11 protein-coding genes are annotated in these 26183 nt (G+C 40.4%); all 11 read right to left on the bottom strand.

What is annotated here, in order from left to right:
* Positions 1–23: 23 nt before the first annotated feature.
* Entirely contained in the window at positions 24–218 is a 195-nt protein-coding gene (locus ACM0OP_RS17765) for a hypothetical protein (protein WP_414529751.1), read from the bottom strand.
* 98 nt (positions 219–316) lie between these two features.
* A complete protein-coding gene (locus ACM0OP_RS17770) occupies positions 317–1084 on the bottom strand; it encodes a thioesterase II family protein (RefSeq protein WP_414529752.1) in 768 nt (255 codons plus the stop codon).
* 110 nt (positions 1085–1194) lie between these two features.
* Positions 1195–1419: an MbtH family protein gene (locus ACM0OP_RS17775; RefSeq protein ID WP_414529753.1), complete on the bottom strand. Its 225-nt coding sequence runs from the start codon at positions 1417–1419 to the stop codon at positions 1195–1197.
* Positions 1420–1615: 196 nt separating this feature from the next.
* Positions 1616–2371 (bottom strand): class I SAM-dependent DNA methyltransferase, encoded by a 756-nt coding sequence (locus tag ACM0OP_RS17780; RefSeq protein WP_414529754.1) that lies wholly within the window; start codon positions 2369–2371, stop codon positions 1616–1618.
* A 371-nt stretch (positions 2372–2742) separates the two neighbouring features.
* Complete coding sequence (locus tag ACM0OP_RS17785) at positions 2743–4182, bottom strand: aspartate aminotransferase family protein (RefSeq protein WP_414529755.1); 1440 nt, start codon at positions 4180–4182, stop codon at positions 2743–2745.
* 90 nt (positions 4183–4272) lie between these two features.
* Positions 4273–10125, bottom strand: a complete 5853-nt coding sequence (locus ACM0OP_RS17790) for an amino acid adenylation domain-containing protein (RefSeq protein WP_414529756.1) — start codon at positions 10123–10125, stop codon at positions 4273–4275.
* Between the two features lie 14 nt (positions 10126–10139).
* Entirely contained in the window at positions 10140–11156 is a 1017-nt protein-coding gene (locus tag ACM0OP_RS17795; RefSeq protein WP_414529757.1) for a TauD/TfdA family dioxygenase, read from the bottom strand.
* A gap of 52 nt (positions 11157–11208) precedes the next feature.
* A complete protein-coding gene (locus ACM0OP_RS17800; protein ID WP_414529758.1) occupies positions 11209–15840 on the bottom strand; it encodes an amino acid adenylation domain-containing protein in 4632 nt (1543 codons plus the stop codon).
* 54 nt (positions 15841–15894) lie between these two features.
* Positions 15895–16953: a TauD/TfdA family dioxygenase gene (locus tag ACM0OP_RS17805; RefSeq protein ID WP_414529759.1), complete on the bottom strand. Its 1059-nt coding sequence runs from the start codon at positions 16951–16953 to the stop codon at positions 15895–15897.
* On the bottom strand, positions 16928–21571 hold the full coding sequence (locus ACM0OP_RS17810; protein ID WP_414529760.1) for an amino acid adenylation domain-containing protein: 4644 nt from the start codon (positions 21569–21571) through the stop codon (positions 16928–16930). The genes ACM0OP_RS17805 and ACM0OP_RS17810 overlap by 26 nt, the downstream gene beginning before the upstream one ends.
* Before the next feature lie 4 nt (positions 21572–21575).
* On the bottom strand, positions 21576–26183 hold a 4608-nt coding region (locus ACM0OP_RS17815), incomplete at its 5' end, for an amino acid adenylation domain-containing protein (RefSeq protein WP_414529761.1).

The raw sequence follows: 26183 nt of genomic DNA on the forward strand, positions 1-26183 counted from the left end.
TGCTGATTAGGCAAGTCCTCTTGTCAACAGGGTTTGAGATGCGCTGACCCTGCTCCTTTGGCAATAATCCGAATTTTCTTTTTTTCAATTTCTGCTTGTTTCTCTATATGTCTTTGCTCTGCTAAAGATACCAATGCTAAGAACTGGTCATAATTAATTCCTATTAGGCGTTTTGCTTCACGGGGATGTGATTCTATTCTTGCCAAAGGACTTGTCATATTCTCTACACATAATCTTTGCTTTTGTTCTTTATTATACCTTATTGTTGATATTAAGGATATGTCTATTGGTAACTCAAGCGTAAAGAGATTCACCACTAAATTTCACTTGTAATATAGTTCAGTCTTTGAGAAAGAGACTTTAGTAGAGATGATTGTGCTGAGTGGAGAAAGAAATGGTCACCAGGAAACATTTGCTGACAAAAGGTAGAATGTGTTTGCTCTTGCCAACCTTGGAGTTCGTCAACACTGACTTCTGGATCTTGTAATCCACCAAAAGTAGTGATGGGAATATTCAAAGTGGGTTCAGGAGTATAAACATAAGTCTCCAGGACAGCAAAATCTGCCCGCAGGATAGGGATAATGAACTGCATTAGTTCAGTATTTTCTAGGACTGCTTGAGGAGTACCATTAAGTCCGCACAGTTCCTCGATAAATTCAGGTTCTGGAAGAGCATGAATGGGTGGATCTAAATTAGGAATTTGAGGAGCGCGACGACCAGATATAAATAGGTGAATTGGGCTGACACCATATTTTCTACGTAGTAGACGAGTTAGTTCAAAGCTAACAAGCGCACCCATGCTGTGACCAAAAAAAGCAAAAGGTTTGTCTAGATGTGGAAGCAATGCGGGAGCTAAACTCTTAATCAAAGGTTCTAGTCGTGCAAAAGGAGCTAACTTCATTTGCATTCCTCTTCCAGGAAGTTCAATGGGGCAAACTTCTATAGTTGTAGATAAACTTTTTAACCACGGGCGAAATATCAGAGAACTTCCCCCTGCGTAGGGAAAGCAAAATAAACGTAACGAAGCATAAGGATGAGGTTTAGGGCAAGTAACACAGGCGTTAAAGGTTAATGTATTGCTCATGATTTAACTTTTAATTAGCACTTTTTTTAGTAAGTGCGCCAACGAAGAGGACAAGGGGATGGGGGGAAATTTTGAGAATATTTATAGAAAGTCCCCCCCACCCAGATTAACTAGCTATTGCCGGCTATTTCCTGCATTTTTTGCCTAAGACTGAGTGGTCTCATGTCAGTCCAGACATCTTTTATATAGTCTAAACACTCTTGCTTAAGTCCACTTTTACCAACATCCTTCCAACCAAGAGGATTTTCAAGCTCAGATAGCCAAATGGAATATTGTTCTTCATGATTAACTACAACTTTGTAAATTGCCGTGTCTTCTTTGTCGTCTTGATACATAATGCCTTTGGATATTAACTAGTTATGCTTTGTACCCCATTAATAACTGGGATAAATATCATTGTTCTACTATTGAAAAGATTCAGTAAGAAGAAATCCCCAAAATCTTGATTCATTTAGGCAGGGCTGTGGTGAATTAGCAGGACTATATTGCTATAATACCCCTACCCCACTAGAGTCCCGCCTACTTACTCGCCTAGCCTTTGCGACAAACAAAGTAGGCATTGCCAGCCTTTCCATGTATGGCAAAATCACGCTCTGCATCGTAAACACTGATTTCTGTAAAACCTACATTTTTCAAAGCAGACTGAATTTCAGTTTTGGAATAACTTTTTACTAGCCAGGTCATGTCAGAACGCTGCCAGGTTGCATTTAATTGTTCAAATACGGTAATATCTATTTTGCCTATTTTGTCCTGTGGATCATATTTCTTTCGCCATGCCCAAGCATACTCTTCTGTAACATTGCCAGATAAGGAACCTTTCCACTCAGTATCCGTATCAAACCTTTCCTCTAGATTTAGATCAAACAAGAATATACTGTTTGTCACTAATGCTGTATGTACATTCTGAAAGATACATTGCAGTTCTTCAATGTTTGTAACATGGTTTAAAGAAGCAGATGTTGAAATTATTGCATCAAAGGTAGATGGTAGCTTAAAAAAGCGTGCATCATCCAGGATAAATTTGCCATCTGGTAAATTCTTACGAGCATAGCGTAACATATCTTCAGAACCATCTAGTCCAGTCACTTGATAGCCTTTAATCATCAACTGTTTTACCAACTGGCCTGTACCGCAACACAAGTCAAGAATATCTGCTCCTTTTGTAAGATAGGGGAAGAGCAGTTTATCCAGCGCCCGCAGCGCATAATCGCTGTGACTATTGCCAATTTCTTTGTTATATATCTGAGCAAAAGCATTATATTCGGAATAGCGAGTTTCTGAAGTCATAAAAAGTTTCTCCTTGCTCTAAAAAAGTTGAAGTTAAATGCTAACTGAAGACTGTATTTCCCAAGATTTTATACTAACGATATGTGCATTCCTTTGTTAACGATCCCGGGTTTTAGTCTAAACTCCAGTAAATTAATGTTTGCACGCTGCCAGTTAGCATTTAGTAGATGAAATGCTCCTGGGGAAAGATGTGGGATCAGTAATTGTCCTCAAGGCTGTAATGCCATCTTGCAGAAGTTTTGACCATTGCGCTCGTTGTATATCAGAGCATAAATATCGTAATTCAAATGCAATTTTGTTGTAGACATAATGATTAATACAAGAAAATACGCAAATCTATTGCAGTTATTTACTGTTAATTGAGACTAGTTTTATGCTTCGGATAGTTTATCATTATTAACAGGTAAAAAACCACCTATTTGTAATTCTTTAACACTATCCTTGACTGCTTGAATTATGTAATTAATATCCTCATCTGTATGGGCTGTTGATAGAAAACCACCTCCCCGCGAAAGGAGGTAAACTCCTCTGTCAAACAGGTGATATAGTAACAAAGCCATGCTATCTGAGGCTGAAGAGTTTTCTGAAGGTGTAGAATCTTCTGAATAAGCAGGCCCGAAGAGTGAGCCGAAATTAGCCATCCTAATAGGTAGTTCTTGTTCTGCAAAGTAAGTATTCAAGGCTTGAACAAATTGTGATGTGCGTTGATTTAACTCCTCCTGGAGAACTGGTCCCTGACTTTTTAAATGCTTCAGTACAGCTCTTGCAGAGGCGATCGCCAATGGATGTTTACAGAATGTGCCTGCAAAAAATGTTGTTTTTGCTTGCGGGTAAGATTCATCTCCATAATTCCACATTCCGCCGTCGATACCATCCATATAAGCAGCCTTACCAGCAATAATTCCAATGGGCATACCACCGCCAACAATCTTGCCATAAGTTGCTATATCGGCTTCAACATCAAACCAAGCCTGTGCGCCACCTGGATGAATACGAAAACCCGTAACCATTTCATCAAAAATTAACACTATTCCTGTTTGTTTTGTCAATTCCCTTAATTGTTGAAGAAATATTTTAGGTTGTAAATTAGGTCGCGTTGTTTGCACAGGTACAACTAAAACAGCTGCTAATTCATGCTGATGAGCTTTGATCACATATAGTGATTCTGGCTTTCCGTAATCTAGAATTAAAATATCTTCTCCAATATTTGGCGGAATTCCTGGAGCAATTGGCACTGTAATTGGATTGCCGTTTACTATTTGTACCTCAACTAAAGCGCTATCAAAATGACCATGATAAGAGCCAGAAAATAAGGCAATTTTGTTGCGGCTTGTTGCTGTTCGTGCAAGACGAATAGCCGTCATTACTGCCTCTGTACCTGTATTACTAAAGGTTACCCGCTCCATCTTTGTTAATTCACAAATCAACTCGGCTACCTCACCAGCAAACTCAGATTGTGGTCCAAGTTGTATGCCTAGCTCTAGTTGTTCCTCCAAAGCTTTTTTGATAAAAAGTGGGTTATGACCAAAAAGATTTACTCCCAGCCCCATCGTGAGATCTATATATTCGTTGTCATCAACATCCCAAATTCTTGAGCCTAAAGAGCGCTTACCTACAATGGGATAAAACATCTCTTTTAGAGGAAAACTGAACCCTGCGGAGACTCTGTTATCTGCCATAACAGAGCGGTAGGCTTGGGTCATTTGTTTTGATGTCTTTGTGCGCTTGGTATAGCGTACTATTAATTCATGTAGATATTTTTGTTGGCGAGAAATCTGATTTTCTGTTGCTTCTTTATTGACAATTTCCATGTATTTTTCTCCATTTTTAGTTGTTTGAAACTAGATTTTCACTTACTCATAAATACAAAACTAGCTTTTAGCTTTGGGGAATTGCCGCACTTAACTAGATAAATCTTTTCGCTGTGGGGCATTCATAAAGCCACTTTGAATCAAATAAGAAAAGTAAATATTAAGTAACTCAGCATCAGCAGGGGGACAAATAATTGAGCTACCTGCAAGTCCATCTTTTGTATTTTGGCAATCTAATTTTAATGATGGTGAATTTAAATCTTTTGTTAATTCCTCTTTCTCGTTACTGCTTTCACTGCTAGCAAAAAAAGGTATGAGTGGATACAATGGATTGTCCAAGGAACACTCAGCAGCATTGAGTAGCTCTGTTTGCCATTGTTTGTTTGACATTAGCTGGAGTGGGTAACCAAACTCACGGATAAAATTAAACATTTGGAAAGAGCGACTAGGGTTAGGATTAGACAAATGAAATATTTGATTGAGTGATTTTTCCTGCTTCGATATATGAACGATCGCTTGGCTCACATAATCCACGGGAGTCATGTCTACTATAGTGTCTACATCTGGCACACATCCAAGTTGGATAAAGCCTTTAATCATTCTGTATAAACGGTCATTAGTGTTACAAACACCAGTTTTGCTATGCCCTGATATCCGTCCCAATCTGTAAATACTGACTGGAATTCCTCGTTGATATGCAATAGTTAATAATTTTTCAGCAACCCATTTTGTTTGAGGATAGCCACCAAATAGTGCTTGATTATGATTAAACTTGTGAAGTTCTGAAATCTGCTTGACTTCACCATGACTCTCTGAGGTTAAAACGCTCAGAGTCGAAATGTAATGCACAGGTTTAACTTGGATTTGACAGGCTAATCTCAAAATTTCTTGAGTTCCCAGAACATTAGCTGCCTTCAAAGTAGAGTAAGGATAAACCAGATTAATAGAAGCCGCATTGTGATAAATCACATCAATTTTACTCGCCATTACTTGAAATTGCTCATGGGAAAGACCGAGTAATGGCTGAGATAAATCACCTGGGACTGGGATGATGCGATGCCTTTGAGTTTCATCCCAAACTCTATATGATTCTAAATGACTTTGGAGCTTCTTCTTTCCTAATTCTACGTCAGCAGAACGTACTAGGCAATAAATATCAGCAGAAGTCTGTTGCAGAAGTTCATAAAGTAAAAAAGCTCCGACAAAACCTGTTGCTCCAGTTAAGAAAATATGAGATGGTTCTGCTGTATATTCAAAAGATGTCTGTGGATAAATTGTCGGGTCTAGTACAGCTTCGGCGTTTAAAAATGCCAGATTAGTAGAAACTTCTACTGTCTCCTTGGGACTTAGCTTTGCTTCTAATAAGTCCAAAGATTTGTCATCTGTGAAAGTTTCACAATGGGCAATTAGCTCACGTAGTGCGGCTATATAACCTTGCGCCAAACTTTCTATAGTCGCTTGGTGATGAATTGCTTTACTATATGTCCAATTTAATTGCAATTGACCATCAGCCACAATGCCGTTGATATCTAGTAAATAGCTGCGATTTCCTTTCAGGCTGCGGCCTATTCCAGTAGACTCTGAGGCTGGTGCAAACATAGATGATTCAAATATTTGGTCAGTTTGACCCAAGTAATTAAATCTGACATCGACTTTGAGTTCATCCAGTCGTGACTCACCTTTGAGATAGCGCAGCACGCCATAGCCAATACCTCGATTGGGAATCCTACGTAGCTGCTCTTTTACTGCTTGCACTGCTGCCCCAATACCATTGGTTTTACTGACATCTAAGACAACAGGGAAAATGGTAGTAAACCAGCCTACAGTACGCAATAAGTCTACATCTTCCAAGATTTCTTCTCGCCCATGTCCTTCTAGGTCAACTAGCAACGTTTCTTTTGTCCAGGGTTTAAAGGCTTGTACCAGCGCTGTGAGTAAGACATCATTAATCTGGGTTTGATAAATTTTCGGGACTTTCTGGAGCAAAACTTGGGTTTCTTCCTGACTGAGGGCTACCGATATCGTGTGTGCCTGAGCTACTGTGTTGTCGCCTTCAGGAAAATCTACCGGAATTTGAGCAAATTGTTCAGGAGCGATGCCTTCTCTACGAGACGCTCCGCGTTGGCGCAGCCTGTCCGTAGGACTTACGGCGAGCGCAGCTATCGCCAACCAGTATTCTAGTTCTTGTTGTAATGCTGTAGACTGGGCGTATTCCTGCAATTTTTCTGCCCAATGTTTGAAAGAGGTAGTTTTGGGTGGTAGTTGTATTGCCTTACCTTGACTAATTTGTTGGTAAGCCGTTTGCAGGTCAGACAACAAAATCCGCCATGAAACCCCATCCACAGCTAAGTGGTGGATAATCACTAGCAGTCGGCCCGGCTGAGTATCTCCCAAGTTAAAGAAAGCCACCTGCATCAGCGAACCTGAGCTTAAATTGAGGCTGGTTTGTAGTTGAGCTGCTGTAGCTGATATTGCCGCCGCTTGTTCTGTTTCTAATACCCCTGACAAATCTACTACCGTAAATGGCACTACTTCATTGAGGTTAGCGTTAACCTGCTGCCAAGTGGATTCTTGGCGAACAAAACTTAGGCGAAGCGCATCGTGATATGCCAACAAATGCTTAACTACCTGTTCTAAAAGTTCAAGGTCGAGAGATTGATGAACTTCTAGTAGGATTGATTGGTTCCAGTGGTGGGAATCGAGAAGATTCTGTTCAAAGAACCAGTGCTGAATTGGTGTAAGCGGAACTTCACCTGTGACTAGCCCCTGTTCAGCTGGAATAATTCGGTTTTTGACAGCTACTGCTGCTAACTCCACAATTGTCTGGTGTTCAAACAGATGCTTGGGAGTAATTTGTAAACCAGCTTGGTTAGCTTTGGCAATAATCTGCATACTGAGGATGGAATCTCCACCCAACTCAAAGAAATTATCGTGAATTCCTACCTGTTCAAGTCTGAGAATTTTTGCCCAAATCTGTGCCAACACTTTTTCAACAGCCGTGCTGGGAGTTACAAAAGTTCCTTCTAAATCCGAGCGAGTCATGTCGGGTGCTGGCAGTGCCTGACGGTCTAACTTACCGTTGGGTAATAATGGCAGAACTTTCAACCGTACAAAAACAGACGGAATCATGTACTCAGGTAGCTTTTCTAACAAGAATTCTCGAAATTCGCTAGTTTTGGGAGCAGATTGTTTTTCCAGGACAACATAAGCTACCAGACGCTGGTTACCGGATTCGTCACGAACCAGTACCACAGTGTCCCGCACCACTGGGTGTTGTTTCAGTGCCGTTTCTATTTCCCCAAGCTCAATGCGGTAGCCATGAATTTTGACTTGGTGGTCAATACGCCCCAGAAATTCAATGTTGCCATCAGGTAGGTAGCGAGCTAAATCCCCAGTTTTGTAAATTCTGGTGTTTTGGAAATTGCCTTCTACCTCCTCAAAAGATTGAAAAATAAACTTTTCGCTAGTCAAATCAGGTTCATTTAAATAGCCCCTGGCTACACCTGCACCACCAATATACAATTCTCCTGGTACGCCTATGGGTACTGGTTGCAGATAAGAGTCCAACAGATATATTTGTGTGTTACTAATTGGCTGCCCTAGAGGAACACTTTTAGAATGATAATTTGTTTGTCCTAGCTGGACTGGATAAGTCAGCACGCCAACAGTAGTTTCTGTTGGTCCATAATGATTAAAAACTAAGCATTCTGGCTCTAATTGCTGAATTTGCTCAATTAAATCCCAACGGCACGTTTCCCCACCCAGAATCAGGCGCTGCTTTGGTAATATGTGTTGGGCTTGAGAAGATGCCAGTAGGGCTGTCAGGTGAGAAGGGACAATTTTTAAACAGTCGATGGGATGGCGATGAAAATAGTCTGCTAATGCCTCTGGATTGGATGCTCTCTGTGATGACACTATATGCAGACATCCACCACTGCACAGACAAGGAAAAATTGTGGTGTTGCCTAAGTCAGCAGCAAAGGTGGTAATTGTCGCAAAGCTATTACACCCGGCAAGGTCTAGTCTATCTTTGATGGCATGAATATAGTTAAACAGTTGTTGATGTTCAACACCAACGCCTTTGGGCTTACCTGTAGAACCAGAAGTAAACAGGACATAGACTAAATTCTTCATTCCCACTTCACTAATCAGATTCTCCTGACTTTCTTGGGAAATGTTATGCCAGTCAGTGTCCAAAGATACTGTTTTTACAGGGTAATCTGGTAGCGTCTCAACTAACTGCTGCTGGGTCAATAGTATTAGAGGTTGGGCATTTTGTAACCTCACAGCTAAGGCTGGTTTCGGCAATGTCGGGTCTAGGGGTAGGTATGCTCCACCAGCTTTTAGTATAGCAAGGAGTCCGACTATTAATTCTAGTGATCGCTCGACAAATAACCCCACCAACACATCAGGACAAACTCCCAGTTTCTGTAAGTAATGAGCTAGTTGGTTAGCCTTAGTGTTAAGTTCAGCATAAGTAATTTGCTGGTCTTCAAAAACTACAGCAATTTTGTCTGGTGTCTGGTCTGCTTGTTGTTCAAATAAGTAGTGAATGCATTTATCTGGCGAATAGTCAGTTTGAGTTTGATTAAACTCAATTAATAATTGTTGTCGTTCAGCATGATTGAGGATTTCTAACTTGCCAATTGCCAATTCTGTTTGATTGATTACACTTTGCAACAAAGTCTGAAATTGTCTGGCTAAACGTTCAATAAGTTCTGAGTTCAATAAAGATGAATCGTAGTGAAAATCTAATGTTAAATAATCATCTCGACGCAGACAAGATAATTTAAGTTTAAATCTGTCAAAACAGACATGGTGCTGCAAAACTGAAAATGTGATTCCGCTCTGAGAATACTTTTCAGGATATTCTAAAAATTCAAAACTAAAAGGTAGAAATGCTGATTTTATGCTTTTGTTAGTGAAATTTAGTTGCTCCCAATCGAAATATTCTTGCCATTTGTAGGTATCATTGACTAATTTGTTGACTTGATTTATAACTTCACTAATTTGTAAATTATTTTCTAAATCACAAATTAACGGTAAATATTTAGCAAATAGCCCTATTGCTGATTCTAACTCTTCATATTTTCTCCCATCAAAAGCCTGACCGACAATAATCTTTGACTCTCCAGTCAGACGCGATAACATAATTTGCCAGCAAGCTAGTAACAATGTAGCAGTTGTAGTCTCCTGCTTCTGAGCTAAAGCTGCAATTTTAGCTCCTAAATCTGGATGAATATTTAAAGTTAAAGTTTGAGGGTCAAATATAGATTTTTGTGTAATTTTATTTTCAAAGGGCAGTTGTATCTTGAAAATGTTTTCAATATCTAGAAATTGCCAATATTCTACTCCTGTTTTGCTCTCATCATCGGCAATTATTTCATTTTGCCATTGAGCAATATCTGCATATTGTGTTGGTTCGTCAGTTAGTTCTTCATCATGACAAGATGCTGCATATAAATAGCTAATTTCCTCTGCTAATTTAAAGATAGTTGCAGTATCTGCACACAGAGATGGTAAGCTAATCAGCAATATAGACTTATCTAGGGACAGAGTTATTAAATATATGTCGCAAATTGGCTTCTGTTCAAAGTTAATAGGTAATTGCAGTACATCCTTAAAAAGCGCTGCAATTTTGGCATCTTGTTGTTCGGGATATAAATTGCTGAAGTCAGAATAATGAACTGATAATTTACTGTCATCAGCTATTACCTGAAGTGGAATTGTCATTCCAGGTAGGAAACAAAAGTTTGTCCGCAAAATTTCATGTCGATTGACAAGCTTTTCTAAGGTCGATTCTAAAATTTTGTGATTGAGATTTCCCTCAATTATCAGAGAAAATTGAGCGCGATAAGGTAGTGTAGAATCAAGTTGTTGTAAAGACCACAAATGCCTTTGTTGAGGCGAAAGCCGATAACCTTCAATAGTTTCCTGTTGCATTTTTCGCTCTCTAATTAATTATTATTACTAAAAGGCTCTGCCATACCTGCTAATACCTTTCGGGAACCTATGAACGGAGTGCGTCCATGACAAGTCAACATATTATCTAGTAACAATACATCTCCTGCTTGCCAGGGAAAATTAATCGCTTCTTGTTGATAAATTTCCCGAATACTATCTAATACAGAAGTTTCAATAGGTGAACCATCCCCATAATAAGCGTTACGTGGTAAATCTTCCTCTTTGAAACCAGCTAAAAGACCTTCTCGGACAGATGAATTTAAACTAGAAACATGAAACAGATGAGCTTGATTAAACCAGACCATTTCGTTGGTTTGAGGATGGGTAGAAACAGCCTGACAAATTTGGCGAGTTTTCAAACTATCTTGCTCATGCCATTCATATTCTATATCATTTGTGCGACAATAATCTTCTACTTCGGTTTTGCTATTAGTCTGAAAAACGTCTTGCCAGGGTAGGTCTAATTTCTTTCTATAGTTTCGCACATACATGACTTTTTTTTGTTGAAATTTTTCTCTAATGCTGGGATCGATGCGTTGAAAAACTTTACGACTATCGGCAATTGGTGTTTCTCCTCCTGCCTTTGCTGGTTGCACACAATGAAAGCAAATCTTCATTGGCCAGTTGCAAGAATATGACATTTCATTGTGTAGAGGAATAGACTCTTCAGCCGGATATTCAGTTGAAGTGTAGATTTTACCACTGACATGATGACGTGGTGTTGAACGATAAGAATATTCTAATAATGTTCCAGAAATAGCCTGAATAAACATCTCAAAATCTGCGGCTCCATTCACCTGGAAGTTGCGAAAAAGAATGCCTCCATGTTTGAGTAAATTTGTCTCAATCAACTGTTGATTATTTTTAGCCCAAGCGGCAAGATTTAATCCTTCTACTGTGGGTTTAACGATTAATGGTAATAACCTGCTTTCTAGACATTCTGTTTTGATTAATGCTTCTGGGGAAATGCTAACGACTTGCCGCTTAAAAGATCCTAATTTTTGGCTCATAGATTTGTCAAGTTCTGATTTTTTTATGGTCAGTTATCTAATTTAAATGAACTTAAATACCACTGATAGACTTGCGTTTAGTCATCTTGAGCTTTTGTCGAATAGCACTTTCTAGCTCTTGCTCTTTGATTATCTGTTGTTGTCTATTAGTTTCAGTCAGGATTTCTACGAGATTGCTTAATTTAATCTGGGGCTGTGCGGTAATTTGGACTAAAAGACTTTCAAAATCTTTAGCCATGCGAGCGATAGTAGTCTGTTCAAATAAGTCTACTCTGTAACCTATTGAGCCAATTAATCCCTCTTCACTCTCTGCTAACTCCAGCCTCAAATCATGCTTTGCTCTATCACTATGAATATTTAATGAAGTGATATTTAAATTTTCCAGTTCTAAGGATGGCATTGCCACATTTTGGAGGACAAACCACACTTGGAACAATGGATTGTAACTGGGATTTCGCTCAGGCTGCAACTCTTCTAGAAGTTTTTCAAATGGTAAGTCTTGGTGAGTGTAAGCTGTTAATGTATGGGAGCGTACCCGACCTAATAACTCGCGAAAACTAGGATTATCAGACAAATCAGTCCGCAAAACTAAGGTATTTACAAAAAATCCTATTAGTTCCTCCAGTTCTGCTCTAGTGCGATTGGCAATGGGTGAGCCGACGATAATATCTTCCTGCCCTGAATAGCAATAGAGTAAAGTCTTGAAAGCTGCGAGCAGAGTCATGAATAAAGTTACCCCTTCGCGGTTGCTGAGGTTTTTGATTTCCTCTGTGAGGGGCTTTGGTAGAGTGAAAGATTGGGTGGCACCCCGGAAAGTTCTGACTGCTGGTCGCGGTCTATCTGTCGGTAATTGCAGCAAGGGAGGAGCGCCGTTTAGTTGCTGTTTCCAGTAGGTCAACTGAGTTTTGAGGGTCTCTCCCTGTAAGTATTGACGCTGCCAAATCGCAAAGTCTGCATATTGGATGGGGAGTGCAGTCAGTAGAGAGGGCTGATTGGCAGCAAAAGCTTTGTAGAGTTCCCCTAGTTCTTGAATGAGGATGGTGACAGACCAAGCATCAGAAATAATGTGGTGCATGGTAACTAGCAAGACATTATCTTGATCATCCAGTTGCAGCAGCACACATCGTAGCAGGGGACTTTGGGTTAGTTCAAAAGGTCGATTAGCTTCATCTTGGGCTAATTTTTCCACCTCAGTTTCTCGTTCTGTCTGAGAGAGCGATTCTCTGAAAGAGACACTTCGTGAACGCAAATCTACTAATTCTAGGGTGAAACTTAAGGTGGGTTCAATTACCTGAAACGGTTGCCCATCTACTGCCACAAATCTAGTCCGCAAAACTTCATGACGGGATATCAGTTCATTGAAACTTTGTTCTAGTGCGGTGATGTTCAGTAAACCTGTGAGGCGCACTGCTGCCGGAATATTATATAACGAGTTATTAGGCTCCAATTTGTCCAGCAGCCAGAGGCGTTGTTGAGAAAAGGATAGGGGCAAATCTTGATCCCGTGAAACCGACTCCAGAGGCACAACTGTGAGTTCTGAACCAGATCTTGTGGCTGTCTCAATATGCTCTGCTAATCCGGCAATAGTTGGTGACTCGAACAAATAACGCAGTGGTATATCTATCTGAAAAACTTTGTGCAAGCGGGACATGACTTGAGTCGCCAGCAATGAATGCCCACCTAACTCAAAAAAGTTGTCGTGAATGCTAATTTGCTGGTTACCGAGAACCTGAGACCAGATACCAGCCAGTATTTCCTCCGTCGGGGTGCGCGGAGTGACCATCGTGGCGTTGATTGCCAGTTGTGCCTGAGCGGGCGCTGGCAGCGATCGCTTGTCTACTTTACCATTAATGGTCAAAGGCAAGGCATTGAGGATCACAAACATCGATGGCACCATATACTCTGGCAGCCTGGAGTGTAAATAGTTTTGCAGGTCACCAGCATGAGGAGTGACATCGATGGTAGGTACTACGTAAGCGACTAAGCGTTGATCACCTGGAACATCTTCGCGTACCATCGCCACTGTCTCTTGTACGGTTGGATGTTGAGCTAAAACTTTTTCTATCTCCCCTAATTCAATCCGAAAGCCCCTGATTTTTACCTGATCATCGACCCGACCTAGAAATTCTAGCTGTCCATCCGGGCGAAACCGAGCTAAGTCTCCCGTCTTGTACAACCGCGCTCCCGGTTCCTGGCTAAATGGGTGAGGAATAAATTTTTGTGCTGTCAGTTCCGGGCGATGCAAATATCCTCTTGCTAAACCTGCCCCTCCAATGTACAGTTCGCCGACTACTCCTATTACCACTGGCTGAAGAGCAGAATCCAGCAGGTAAATTTGAGTATTAGCAATGGGACGACCGATAGGTACAGAGTTAAATTCTTTGCTTCCTGGCGGAACTTGATAAATGCAGCAACCAACAACGGTTTCTGTCGGGCCGTATTCATTCACCAGTTGAGTTTCAGGAGCAAACTCTTGCCAGAAAGTCAGACTTTGTGCCTGGAGATTTTCACCACCGATGACGAAGGCTTTAGTTTTCCCTGCTGCTTGTGACGGCGATAATTGTTGCGAGAGTAACAACAGTTGAGACGGGGTAATTTTGACGAGACTCAAGTCGTGGGATTTTTGCAAAGCGGCGCTCAAAGACTCGATACTGAAGTCATCAGGAAGAAGTTCAACTGGCTGTCCTACGAGTAAAGGTGAAAATAAGCTGGTGATGGTTAAGTCAAATGCTAAAGATGAGTGAACGACTGTGCCTTTTCCTTGCTCGACTGCATAGGCTTGAGTACACCAAGCGAGGTAATTAACTAGCCCTCGATGGGGAATCAAGGTTCCTTTTGGTTGACCTGTAGAGCCAGAGGTGTAGATCACATAAGCAAGATTCTCAGATACTACTTTGCTAATGGGGTTTTCTTGGCTTTCAGACGCTATTTTCTGCCAATCACTGTCTAAGCACAGTACCAAAGCACTATGTTCCGGGAGAATTGCTAGCAACTTTTGCTGGGTTAACAGCACAGGCGATCGCGTATCGTTGAAGATAAATGCTAACCGCTCTCTCGGATAAGTGGGGTCTAAGGGAACATAGGCACCACCTGCTTTGAGAATACCCAACACTGCGATCATCATCTCAATAGAGCGATCGGTACAAATTCCCACCATCACTTCTGGCCCAACACCAATGTTTTGCAGGTAATGAGCGAGCTGATTTGCCTGTTGATTTAACTCGTGATAAGTCAGTTGTTGATTCTCGCAGATCACCGCAATGTGATCGGGGGTGCGTTCTACCTGGGACTCGAACCACTGGTGAATACAGGCGTAAGCTGGAACTGCGGTTTGAGTGTTGTTGAATTCAATCACCAGTTCCTGGCGCTCTATCGGACTGAGGATGTCAAACTGAGCGATCGCGCCAGCCGGATTGTCAGCTACACTGGCTAACAACATCTCAAATTGATTTGCTAAACGTTGAATTACATCTGGTGCAAAGACATTGGCATCATAATGTAATTCGGTGATGCAAGTTTCATCCCGGCATACACAAGCTAGTTTGACTGCAAACCGTTCGGTACAGCTATAGTGTTTGTTAATCGAGAATGAAACATCACTCGTTGCCTGACAAGTGGAGAAAGATACAAATTCAAAGCACAGAGGAAAGAATGATAAGTTTGGGTCTTGGCCATTTCCTGCTGAAAAATGTTCCCAACTAAATTGGGCTTGTGCTGCGTATAGTTCGTCTGTGGCCTCTGTTACCTTTGTTAATAGGTGATCAAACCGATAATTTTCTTCTAGATGACAAGAAAAAGGTAAATATTTAACTAACAATCCCAGAGAATTTTGCAATTCTTCATGGTTGCGACCATCACAAGCCAAGCCGATGAGCAAGTTTGATTGTGGAGCCAATCGCCAAAGAAGAATCTGCCAGCAAGTCAAGAAAACAACAGAAACTGAAGTTTGATATTGCTGCGCGATCATTTCTATCTTGGCTACCAGTTCCTGAGCGATTTGCTGAGTTATGAACTGGGGATGAAATTCCCTGCTACTCTCAGTCCGATTGGCAAAAGGAAGCATGACATCGCCAATATGAGATAAATCTAACTGATGCCAATATTCCAGTTCTGCTTCCGGTTCTTCTAACTCTAGTATTTCATTTTGCCATTGAGCAATATCCACATATTGCAGGGGTTCATCAGTTAGTTCCTCACCTTGCAAGCAAGCTGCATAAGCACGGCTGAGTTCTTGGACAAAATTATTTAGGGTGCCGACATCTCCGCATAGTGAAGGTAAACTAATCAACAAAACGTGCTGGTTTGACGGCATTGCTACTAGTTGGAGTTGTAACAATGGCCCTTGCTTCCAGTCAAAATTATCCTGGATGGCTAAGTGAAATAGGTTATCTAACTCTACTGCGAAAGATTCTGGATTAGTTAAATTATGCTCGGTGAGCGAGTAGAAAGAATTTTCCTGAATTACCTGAATGGGAACTTTAAATCCTTTAGGACAGTAAAAAGTTGTTCTGAGAATTTCATGACGATTAATAACTTTTAATAATGCCTGTTTTAATATTTCTAATTGCAAATTTCCTGCTAAATTTACCCTGCAAACACAATTATAAGTTTTGCTGTTTGGCTGTAATAACCACAGCCGTTTTTGTTGTGGAGAAAGTTTAAATCCTTGTATTTGTTCCTGCATTGATTCCCCCAAAGTTTGCCAAGAAAAAGCTAGATCTGCAGCAATAATAGCTACTCACTTGTTAATTTCGTCAAAATTCATCAGTTCGCCCATCGCTACTAAAAGTTTCCGTTTGCCGCTAAAAGGATTACGTCCGTGAGCCGTCAACAGGTTGTCTAGCATTAATAAATCTCCTGTTTGCCAGGGAAATGTTTCTTCTAATTCCTGATAGATGCCACAGATTTCTTCCATAATAGAATCTTCAATCACAGAGCCATCACCGTAGTAGCAATTGCGAGGTAAATCTTCTTCTGGAAATAATGATAATAAAGAGTCTCGTGTTTCCTGATCCAAGCATGATATGTGCCAATGTTGCGCTTGAGTAAACCAGCACATTTCGCCAGTTTGAGGATGCCTAACAACTGCGGGACGGACGGAACGCGTTCTCAATCCTCCATGATTTTTCCATGTAAAATTCATCAAATTTTGTCTACAAATAGCCTCTACTTCTGCTTGATTATGGGTTTGAAATACTGTCTGCCAATCAAGTCCAAGACCCGATTCGTAATTTCGCTGATACATCACTTTCTTTTCCATGAATTGTTCCCTAATTTTTGGGTTGATTCGCTGAAAAACTTGGCGGCTATCAACAATTGGGGTTTCTCCTCCTTGCTGTGCGGGTTGCTGACAGCCAAAAAATATTTTTCGAGGCCAACGATGGTTAAATGAGTTTTCGTTATGCCACAAAAGCTGTTTTTCAGGTGGATAAAATACTGGTGTATAAACTTTACCGCTAATTGTGGCACGAGGATGTTCACCATTTTCATTAAATAATTCTGGGCATAAACGCAGACAAACTTGTTCAAATGCTAAAGCATTGTCCAAGTTAAATCCCCGAAATAAGATAGCACCATGCCTGACTAAGGCTGTTTCTATTAAATCCTGATTGTCTGCTAGCCAATCTGCTAAATCTAACTCTACGATCGCTGGTTTCATGACTAGAGGTAAGGTTTTTCCAGGCTGGAGGAATTCTGTGGCAATTAATTTACTTTGTAGTAAGTTAACTGATTTACGCCTGATATTGCCTAATGTCTTCAAACTAGAGTTTTTAGTGGTTAATTTTTTCATCGTCATATTGCTTTTCTGCTGGGGCAATAATAGTTTGGCGTTGAGCTTTTTGTAGTTGGTGGCGATGAATTTCTTGTCGCTGTTTTGTTTGTATATCTCGTTGTTGTTTATCTGCTTGATGCAGCATATCTTTGATCTCTGTAAGTTTGACTTCTGGCTGACGAGTAACCAGATACAAAGTATTTGTAAACTGCTTTAATATGCGGGTGATACTCCCCTTACTAAACAGGTCTGTGCTGTACTCCACTATGCCTGTGATTCCTTGGTCTGTTTTTGATAAAATTAGGCTTAAATCTAATTTGGTCGTGTTGGTGTTGCTATCAAATTCAAAGGGAATGACACTCAAGCCTGAAAACTCTAGAGGCTGTGTCGGAACATTGAGGACTATCTTGACTTGAAACAAAGGCGCACTATTCAACTCACGCTCTGGTTTGAGAACTTCTACAAGCTTGTTAAATGGGAAGTCTTCACAGGCATAAGCTCCTAAAGTCACTTCACGAACGCGACTTAGCAATTCTCGAAAGGTAGGATTACCGTCAAGTGGAGTACGTAGTACCAGTTGGTTGACAAAAAATCCAATAATTCCCTCTATTTCTTTGCGGTTGCGATTAGCAACATCGGTGCCGATCACAATGTCATCTTGACCAGTGTAATAATGTAGTGTGGCTTTGAAGGCTGCTACCAAGGTCATAAATAAGGTAACGCCCTGTTGACGACTCAATGCCTCCAGCTTTTCCATCAAAGTTTTTGGTAGTTGCAGAGGTTGTTCATTACCTCGATGGGTTGGAGTGGCTGGGCGCGATCGCTCTGTCGGTAGTTTCAGCACCGGGATATTGGCAAGTTGTTGTTGCCAGTAAGCCAGTTGTGCTTCCCAAATTTCACCTTGCAACCACTGTCGCTGCCAAATTGCGAAGTCTGCATACTGGATAGCAAGGTCAGTTAGTGGCGATGGTTTTCCGGTAGAAAAGGCATCGTAAAGCACTGCTAACTCTTGCACCATAATGTCTTTTGACCAACCATCTGAGACAATGTGGTGCATGACAAACACTATTAAATAATCGTCTGTATCTAGGTGCATTAACTGAACTCGCAGCAACGGGCCTTGCTCTAAGTTGAAGGGTTTTTGGGCTGCTGCATTTGCCAGTCGCCTCGCCTCGGTTTGGCGTTCGTGTTCTGGGAGTGATCGCAAGTCAATTTTTGTTAATGTCAATTTTGAAACTGGGGCAATTACCTGAATGGGTTGTCCTGCGGCTATGGTGAAGGTCGTCCGTAAGACTTCATGGCGTTGTCCAATTTCATGCAAACTCTGCTCAAGGGCGGTTAATTGGAGCGCTCCCCGCAAGCGCACGGCAGCAGGAACATTATACGCGGGATTATCTGGGTCTAATTGGTAAAGAAACCATAAACGTTGCTGTGCGAACGATAAGGGCAGGTTTTCATCCCGCGACACACGCTTGATTGGTAAAGCCTTCAAACCAGAAGCACCAAATTTCATTGCTGCTTCTATGCATTTGGCTAACTTTTCTACTGTAGGAAATTCAAACAAACAGCGTAATGGTAGTTCTACATTAAAGGTTGTGCATAGTCGAGAAAGAAGTTGAATGGCTAATAGCGAATTGCCTCCTAGATCAAACAAGTTGTCGTCAATATCCACCTGCTCAATCTGCAATACTTCAGCCCAAATTCCTACTAACACTTCCTCGATTTGCGTACGGGGTATGCCGAAGGTTTTTTCTGCATGGGGTCGAGTTAATTCCGGCGGCGGTAACATCTGGTAGTTAATTTTGCCATTGGGTGTCAAGGGCAGAACCTTGATCTGCATGAAAATAGATGGCACCATGTACTCAGGCAGCAGTTCTAACAAAAAGCCGCGCAACTCCTGAGTTGTGGGATTCAATTGAGATTTGGGTACCACATAAGCGACTAGCCGCTTGTTGCCCAGTTCATCTTCCCATGCTATGACTACGCTTTCATTGACAGCAGAGTGTTTCATCAATGAAGCGGCAATTTCCCCTAATTCAATGCGAAAGCCATGAATTTTTACTTGGTGGTCAACTCGTCCGAGAAATTCAATGTTGCCATCGCTGAGGTAACGTACTAAATCTCCAGTTTTGTATAGTTTCTTTCCAGGAATAAAAGGATGATGAATAAATTTCTCGGCAGTTAAATCTGGTTGGTTTAAATAACCTCGTGCTAAAGCAGCACCACCAATGTGCAGTTCTCCAGGTACTCCCATCGGGACTAATTGCCCCAGAGAGTCGAGTAAGTAGATTTGGGTGTTAGCCAGTGGACGACCAATAGGAACTGTTTGATATTCCTGGCTTGTTGCTTCCTGGCTAACTGTGAAGGTTGTCACCCCCACAGTGGTTTCGGTGGGGCCATAGTGGTTAATAATCTGACACTCTGGTGCTAACTGCCGAATTTGCTCAATCAAATTCCAACTGCTGGCTTCACCTCCTAGCACTAATCGCTGGCGGGGGAGAATTGCTTTATTTGTCTGTGATGTTAGCAGCGCCTTCAGGTGTGAAGGGACAATTTTGAGGCAGTCGATGGGATGATGGTAAAAGTAATCTGCTAAAGCTTGAGGATCAGAAGCGCGATCGCTAGAAATCAGATGCAGACATCCACCACGACACAGGGCAGGAAATATCACTGTGTTGCCTAAGTCTGCGGCAAAGGTGGAGACAGTGGCAAAACTCGCATCAGCAGGGAGATTCAAGATTTCTTGGATGTTGTACAGATAGTTAAGTAATTGCTGATGCTCAACAACAACTCCTTTGGGAACACCTGTAGAGCCAGAAGTGTAGATGACATACACTGAGTTGTCAGGTCTAACTTGGCTAATCAGATTACCGCTAGCTTCTTGATTAATAACTTCCCAATCGCTATCTAGGCTGATAATTTTGGCTGTGCATTCGGAAAAACGGTCAACTAACTGCTGTTGTGTTAGTAGTATGGGTACTTGGGCATCCTGCGATCGCCAAGCCATACCAGAAGTTGGTAAGCTGGGGTCTAATGGTAGGTAAGCTCCACCTGCTTTAAGGATACCAAGCAATCCGACGATCATTTCTAGCGATCGCTCTAGGCACAACCCAACTACCACTTCTGGTTTCACTCCCAGTTTGTGTAAGTAATGAGCTAGTTGATTGGCTTTGTGGTTTAGCTGTGCATAGGTTAGTTGTTGGTCTTCAAAAACAACGGCAATCTGATCTGGTGTTTTTTCTACCTGTTCTGCAAACAGTTGGTGAATGCACCGATCTGTTGGATAATCAATCTGGGCTTGGTTAAAATTTAGCAGTTGTTGGCGATCGCTTTGGCTGAGAATTTCTAATTGACTAATTTTCTGTGTTGGGTTAGTGGTTACACTCGTTAATAAAGTTTGAAATTGTCCGGCTAGACGCTCAATAGTATCTTGGGAAAAATAATTAATATCGTAGTAGAAATCTGCTATTAAAGAGTTCTCATTTTGAGTACAAGTTAGTTTCAGTTTAAATGGTTCAATACAACTATAGTATTTGTCTAGCGAAAATGAAACATCCTTAGCAAATATTTTTTCGGTTAATTGTTCAAACTCAAAACCAATGGGAAATGCTAAATCATTGTCATTTTCTAAAGATTCGGAAACGAAATAATCTTGCCATTCGGTGGTATCGTCTAAAGTCTGTTTAACATTCTCTAAAAGTTTTCCTAAATTCAAGTCTGGTGTCAAATAACTTTTAATTGGTATCCAGGTTGCAAGTAATCCTAGTACCTCATCCAATTCTTCATATTGTCTGAGATTACAGCCCATGCCAATGATAATATTGGATTCTCCTGTAAGTCGCCAAATCAGCGTTTGCCAACAAACTAATAATATGACAGCAGTGGAAGTATCATACTTTTGAGCTAATATTGCAATCTTTTCTGTCAGTTCAAAATTGCTCTTGAATTGATAACAATCAACTTCAAGTTTTGATTGATTTAAGAGCTTTTTCTCAAAAGGTAATATGAAAGTAGCCAGTGTAGAAAATTTTTGCTCATCCCAGTAATTTTTAGCTTTTTCTGCATCCTCATCTACAAGTAATTGGTTGTGCCATTCTGAAAATTGAATAAATTGTACTGGATGCTCATTTAATTCCTGGTTTTCTAAGCAATTAGAATAAGAACTACTAATTTCACGAACTAAATTTTTAATTGTTTGTATATCTGCCACAAGTGCAGGTAATGAGATCAGCAAAGTATGTAAACTTGGTGAAAACTTAAGTAAATATAAACGATATATTAAACCTTGCTCCAGGTCAAAACCGATATGTCTATCTTGCTGAAACAATTCTTCAATTTTCCAGAAATATTCCTGTTCACTACAGGAACTTAAATCTATCTCTTGCCATACAGGCAAAGTAACACTACTATCTGAGACAACCATGACAGGGTACTTTCTACTAGGCAATTGACAAAAACTTGTCCGCAAAATCTCATGTCGATTGACTACTGTTTGTAATACTTTTTTGAAAATATCTACTTGGAAATTTCCTTCTATCAGAATAGCACCTTGAGTTAGATATGCAGAACTATTTTGTTGTAATAACCAAAGATGTTTTTGATGGGGAGAAAGCCGAAAACCTTTAGCCGTGGGATTTATCATTTAATTACTCCTTCTCTTTTACATATAAAACATTTTCACTTTGAACCATTTCCCCCATTGCTACCATAATCTTACGTTGCCCTAGATATGGATAACGTCCATGTGCAGCGAGCATATTATCTAGCATTAAAACATCTCTTTTCTGCCAAGAGAAGCTGGTTGTACACTGTTGATAAATTTCATTAATCTCTGTAATCACTGATTCTTCTATAGGAGTTCCGTCACCGTAATAAACATTGCGTGGCAACTCTTCATCTTTATACAAAGATAATAAAGATTTTCTCACTTTTGCGTCTAAATATGATATGTGATGCAACTGTATTTGATTGAAAAATACTTTCTCGCCAGTCTTAGGATGTACTGCTAAAGCTGGACGAATTTGGCGAGTAACTAAACTATCATTATTGTACCATTTAAAATCAATTTTAGCTTGATCACAGTAATTTTCTACTGCCAATTTATCATCAGTTTGGAAGAATTCTTGCCAACTGACATCAAGATCACCAGTATAGTGGCGAACATAAAGTAACTGTTTTTCAATCAATCTATCTCGGAGCTTTGGATTGAGTTTTTGGTAAGCTTGGCGACAGTCTACAATTGGTGTTTCTCCACCTTGTTCAGATGGTTGTAAACAGCAAAACCAAATCTTTAAAGGGAACTGATGCGAGTGAGAGCTTTCATTATGAAAGAGGATGGCTTTATCAGAGGGATAAGGGGTAGAACCATAGACTTTACTTCCTTTCACCTTACGAGGCAAGTCTCCATATTCTCCAAACAAATCTGGATAAATTGCCTGGGCAAAACTTTGAAATTTAAATTCAGAATTAACATCAAAGCCTCTAAATAAAATAGCTCCATGTTTGAGTAATTCTATTTCTATAAATTCCCGATTATTTTGCACCCAATTCACTAAATTGATTTCATCATAGTTAGGCTGAATTACTAAAGGCAATGTTTGCCCTGGTTGAAAATGATCAATTTTAATTAATTTTTCTGGTAATAAACTGATGGACTTGGGAGAAACGCTCATAAATTTTTCCCGTTTGAATGCTTTGCGCTCTTTTTTTTGCATGGCTTGTTGTTTACTTTCACTGTCAGTCAGCATTTGTAGATTGTTAATTTGGGTATCAGGTTGCGCCACAATACTGTTAAGTAGCATTTTAAAATGCTCCGTCATGCAACTAATAATTTTCTCATCAAACAAATCAGCATTATATTGCCATTCACCTAATATTTCCTCTTCTGTTTCTGTCAAAAATAGCGCTAGATCAAATTTAGCAATTTTATTTTCAACTTCTAACAGATGTAATGTCAGCCCTGGCAATTCTAAGGGGGGCATGGGAGTATTTTGGAGAACAAACAACACCTGAAACAGTGGCGAAGTGTTATTTAAATTGCGCTCAGGTTTTAATGCCTTCACCAACTCATCGAAGGGTAAATCTTGATGAGCATAAGCTCCTAATAAACAAGAACGTACTTGTTTAAGTAATTCCCGGAAACTAGGGTTATCGCCAAGGTAGGTGCGTAAAACCAGCAAATTAACAAAAAACCCAATTAACGGTTCTACCTCAGCCCGGTTACGGTTAGCAATGTCAGTGCCTACAACGATGTCATCTTGATTGGTGTAACGTTGCAGCAACACTTTAAAACCTGCCAGCAGAGTCATGAACAAAGTTACACCTTCTTGACGTGAAAGTGCTTGGAGTGCTTTGGAGTTCTGAGAGGAAATGACGAAAGAGAAAGTTTTACCGGAATTTGTTTTCACTTCCGAACGTGGACGAATTGTTGGTAATTGCAGGACGGGTAAATTACTACCCAATTGCTTTTTCCAGTAGGCGAGTTGGCCTTGAAGAACCTCACCCTGCAACCATTGTCGTTGCCACACGGCAAAGTCTACATATTGGATGGGCAATTCTGGGAGTGAAGCGGGTTTTCCAGCACAGAAAGCCGTATAAAGTGATGAAAGTTCTTGAACAAACACACCTATTGACCATCCATCAGAGATGATATGGTGCATCGTTAGAAGTAATATCTGTTCTTGTTCATCAAGACGTAATAGTTTGACTCTCAGTAGGTAATCGCTGCTAATGTCAAATGGTTGTCGCACTTCTTGTGCAGTCTGTTGTTTAATTTCGACTTCTTGCTGGTCTAAAGGTAGCTTGCTAATATCGATGGTTGGTAACATTAAGGGCTTTGCTTCAGAGATTACAACTACTGCTTTCCCTGCAACTGTCTGGAAATTGGTTCTTAATACTTCATGGCGGCGTACAATTTCGTTGAAGCTTTGTTGTAATGCGTTCAAATTTAATTCTCCTTGGAGACGCACTGCCGCAGGGATGTTGCAGAAAGGGCTATCTGGTTCTAATTGAGCTAAAAACCATAAACGTTGTTGAGCAAATGATAAAGGTAAGTGTGGCAAGGGAGTAATTCTCTCAATATTTATCCGCTCAACTCCTAAGCCTACCTGAATTGCATTTTCAATTTCTTTTGCTAACCCAGCAATTGTTGGTTTTTCAAACAAGCAACGTAAAGGAAGTTCTACTGAAAACACTTGTCGAATTTGGGACATGACGCGAGTGGCGATCAATGAGTGACCACCTAATTCAAAGAAGTTATCATGAATACCTACTTTGTCAAGTTTGAGTATTTCTGCCCAAATTCCTACTAATAAATTTTCTATTGGTGTGGTATGTGGAACATAATCGGATGATGATAGTTGTGTTAATTCTGGTGCTGGCAGTGCTTTGCGGTCAATTTTGCCATTGGGTGTCAGCGATAGTGCTTCCAATATGACAACAGCTGCTGGCACCATGTAGTTTGGTAACTTTGATTCCAGGAAGCTCCGTAGTTCACTAATCCTCAGTTTTTGTTCTTGTTGTGGGACTACATAGGCGACTAAAGTTTGAGAATCTACTAAATCTGAGCGGACTACAACTACAGTTTCTCTCACTGCGGGATATTGAGTGATTAAAGCTTCAATTTCTCCTAGTTCAATTCGGAAACCACGTATCTTAACCTGATTGTCAATGCGACCAATATATTCTATTTCTCCATTCGGTAGATATCGGGCTAGGTCTCCTGTTTTGTATAGACGTGTCCCTAATTTATTGCTAAAGGAAAAGGGATTTGGGATGAATTTTTCAGCAGTCAGGTCAGAACGGTTTAAGTAACCGCGTGCTAGCCCTTCGCCTCCGATGTATAGTTCACCTGATACACCTACAGGAACAGGTTGTAAGTGTCTATCTAATATGTAAAGTTGGGTATTAGCAATTGGATTACCGATAAAAATGGCACCTGATAAAGAAGTTTCTGGTGATACTTCATATACACAACATCCCACAACAGTCTCTGTTGGACCATATTCGTTAATTATTTTGGTGTTGGGTGCATAAGTTCGCCATTTTGAAAGGTTCTTACCGTACAAAGCTTCTCCACCGATAATCAAAGCTCTGGTTTGGTCTGCCATCTCCTCATTGGGTAATAACTCATTAAAGATTTCCAAATGAGCTGGAGTAATTTTAATGAGACTAAAATCATTATTGGAACGCAAAACTGTATTAAGAGCTTCTATTTCATTTTCTGTAGGAAGAAGAACGATTTTTTTACCCACTATTAAGGGAGAAAACAAGCTTGTAATTGTGGCATCAAAGCTGATTGATGAATTAACAGGTGCGCCACAACCATCTATGACTGGATACGACTTCTTGCACCATGTGAGATAATTAACCAGTCCTTGATGAGGAATCATTGTTCCCTTTGGTTTTCCGGTAGAACCTGATGTATAAATTACATAAGCTAAGTTCAAGGATGTTAAACTACTTGAGAGATTATTTTCAATTTCTTGTGATATCACCCACCAATTTGTATCAAGATAAACTACATCTATGTCACACTGAGGAAGTTTATCTACTAGCTTCTTGTGAGTTAACAAAACTGGCGCTTGAGTATCTTCTAGTATAAATTTTAATCGTTCTTGGGGATAGGCTGGATCTAGTGGAATGTATGCACCGCCTGCTTTGAGGATGGCTAACAGTCCGATAATCATATCAAGCGATCGCTCTACACAAATCCCGACTAATACCTCTGGTTCGACTCCTAGCTTTTGTAAATAATGCGCCAATTGATTGGCTCTAGCATTTAGCTCCCCATAAGTTAGCTGTTCATTTTCAAACACTACAGCAACGGCATCAGGTGTTTTTTCTACCTGCGTTTCAAATAACTGATGAATACATTGCTGTTGAGGATATTCAACTTCTGTATTATTCCACTCTACAAGCAACTGATGCCGTTCAGTTTCCGTTAAGAGCGACAATTGACAAAGGCGCTGCTGTGGATTATTAACCATACCCTCTAGCAAAGTCTGCAAATGTCCTAGCATTCGGGTAACGGTATCGGAGCGATCGCGATCATCGTAACTAATCTTGAGTAATAACTCCTTACCTGGAATCACAGTTAGAGTTACAGGATAGTTAGTTCTTTCAAAGTCGTGAAATTTTTCTATTTCAAAATTTATATCCCTCTCTTGCACCGAAGGATCTACAGGATAATTCTCAAAAACTAATATATTATCGAACAGAGCCAAACCTTTAGGAACTTCACTCCATCCTTGGAT

The sequence above is a fragment of the Nodularia chucula CCY0103 genome (assembly GCF_963923915.1).
Classification (GTDB): Bacteria; Cyanobacteriota; Cyanobacteriia; order Cyanobacteriales; family Nostocaceae; genus Nodularia; species Nodularia chucula.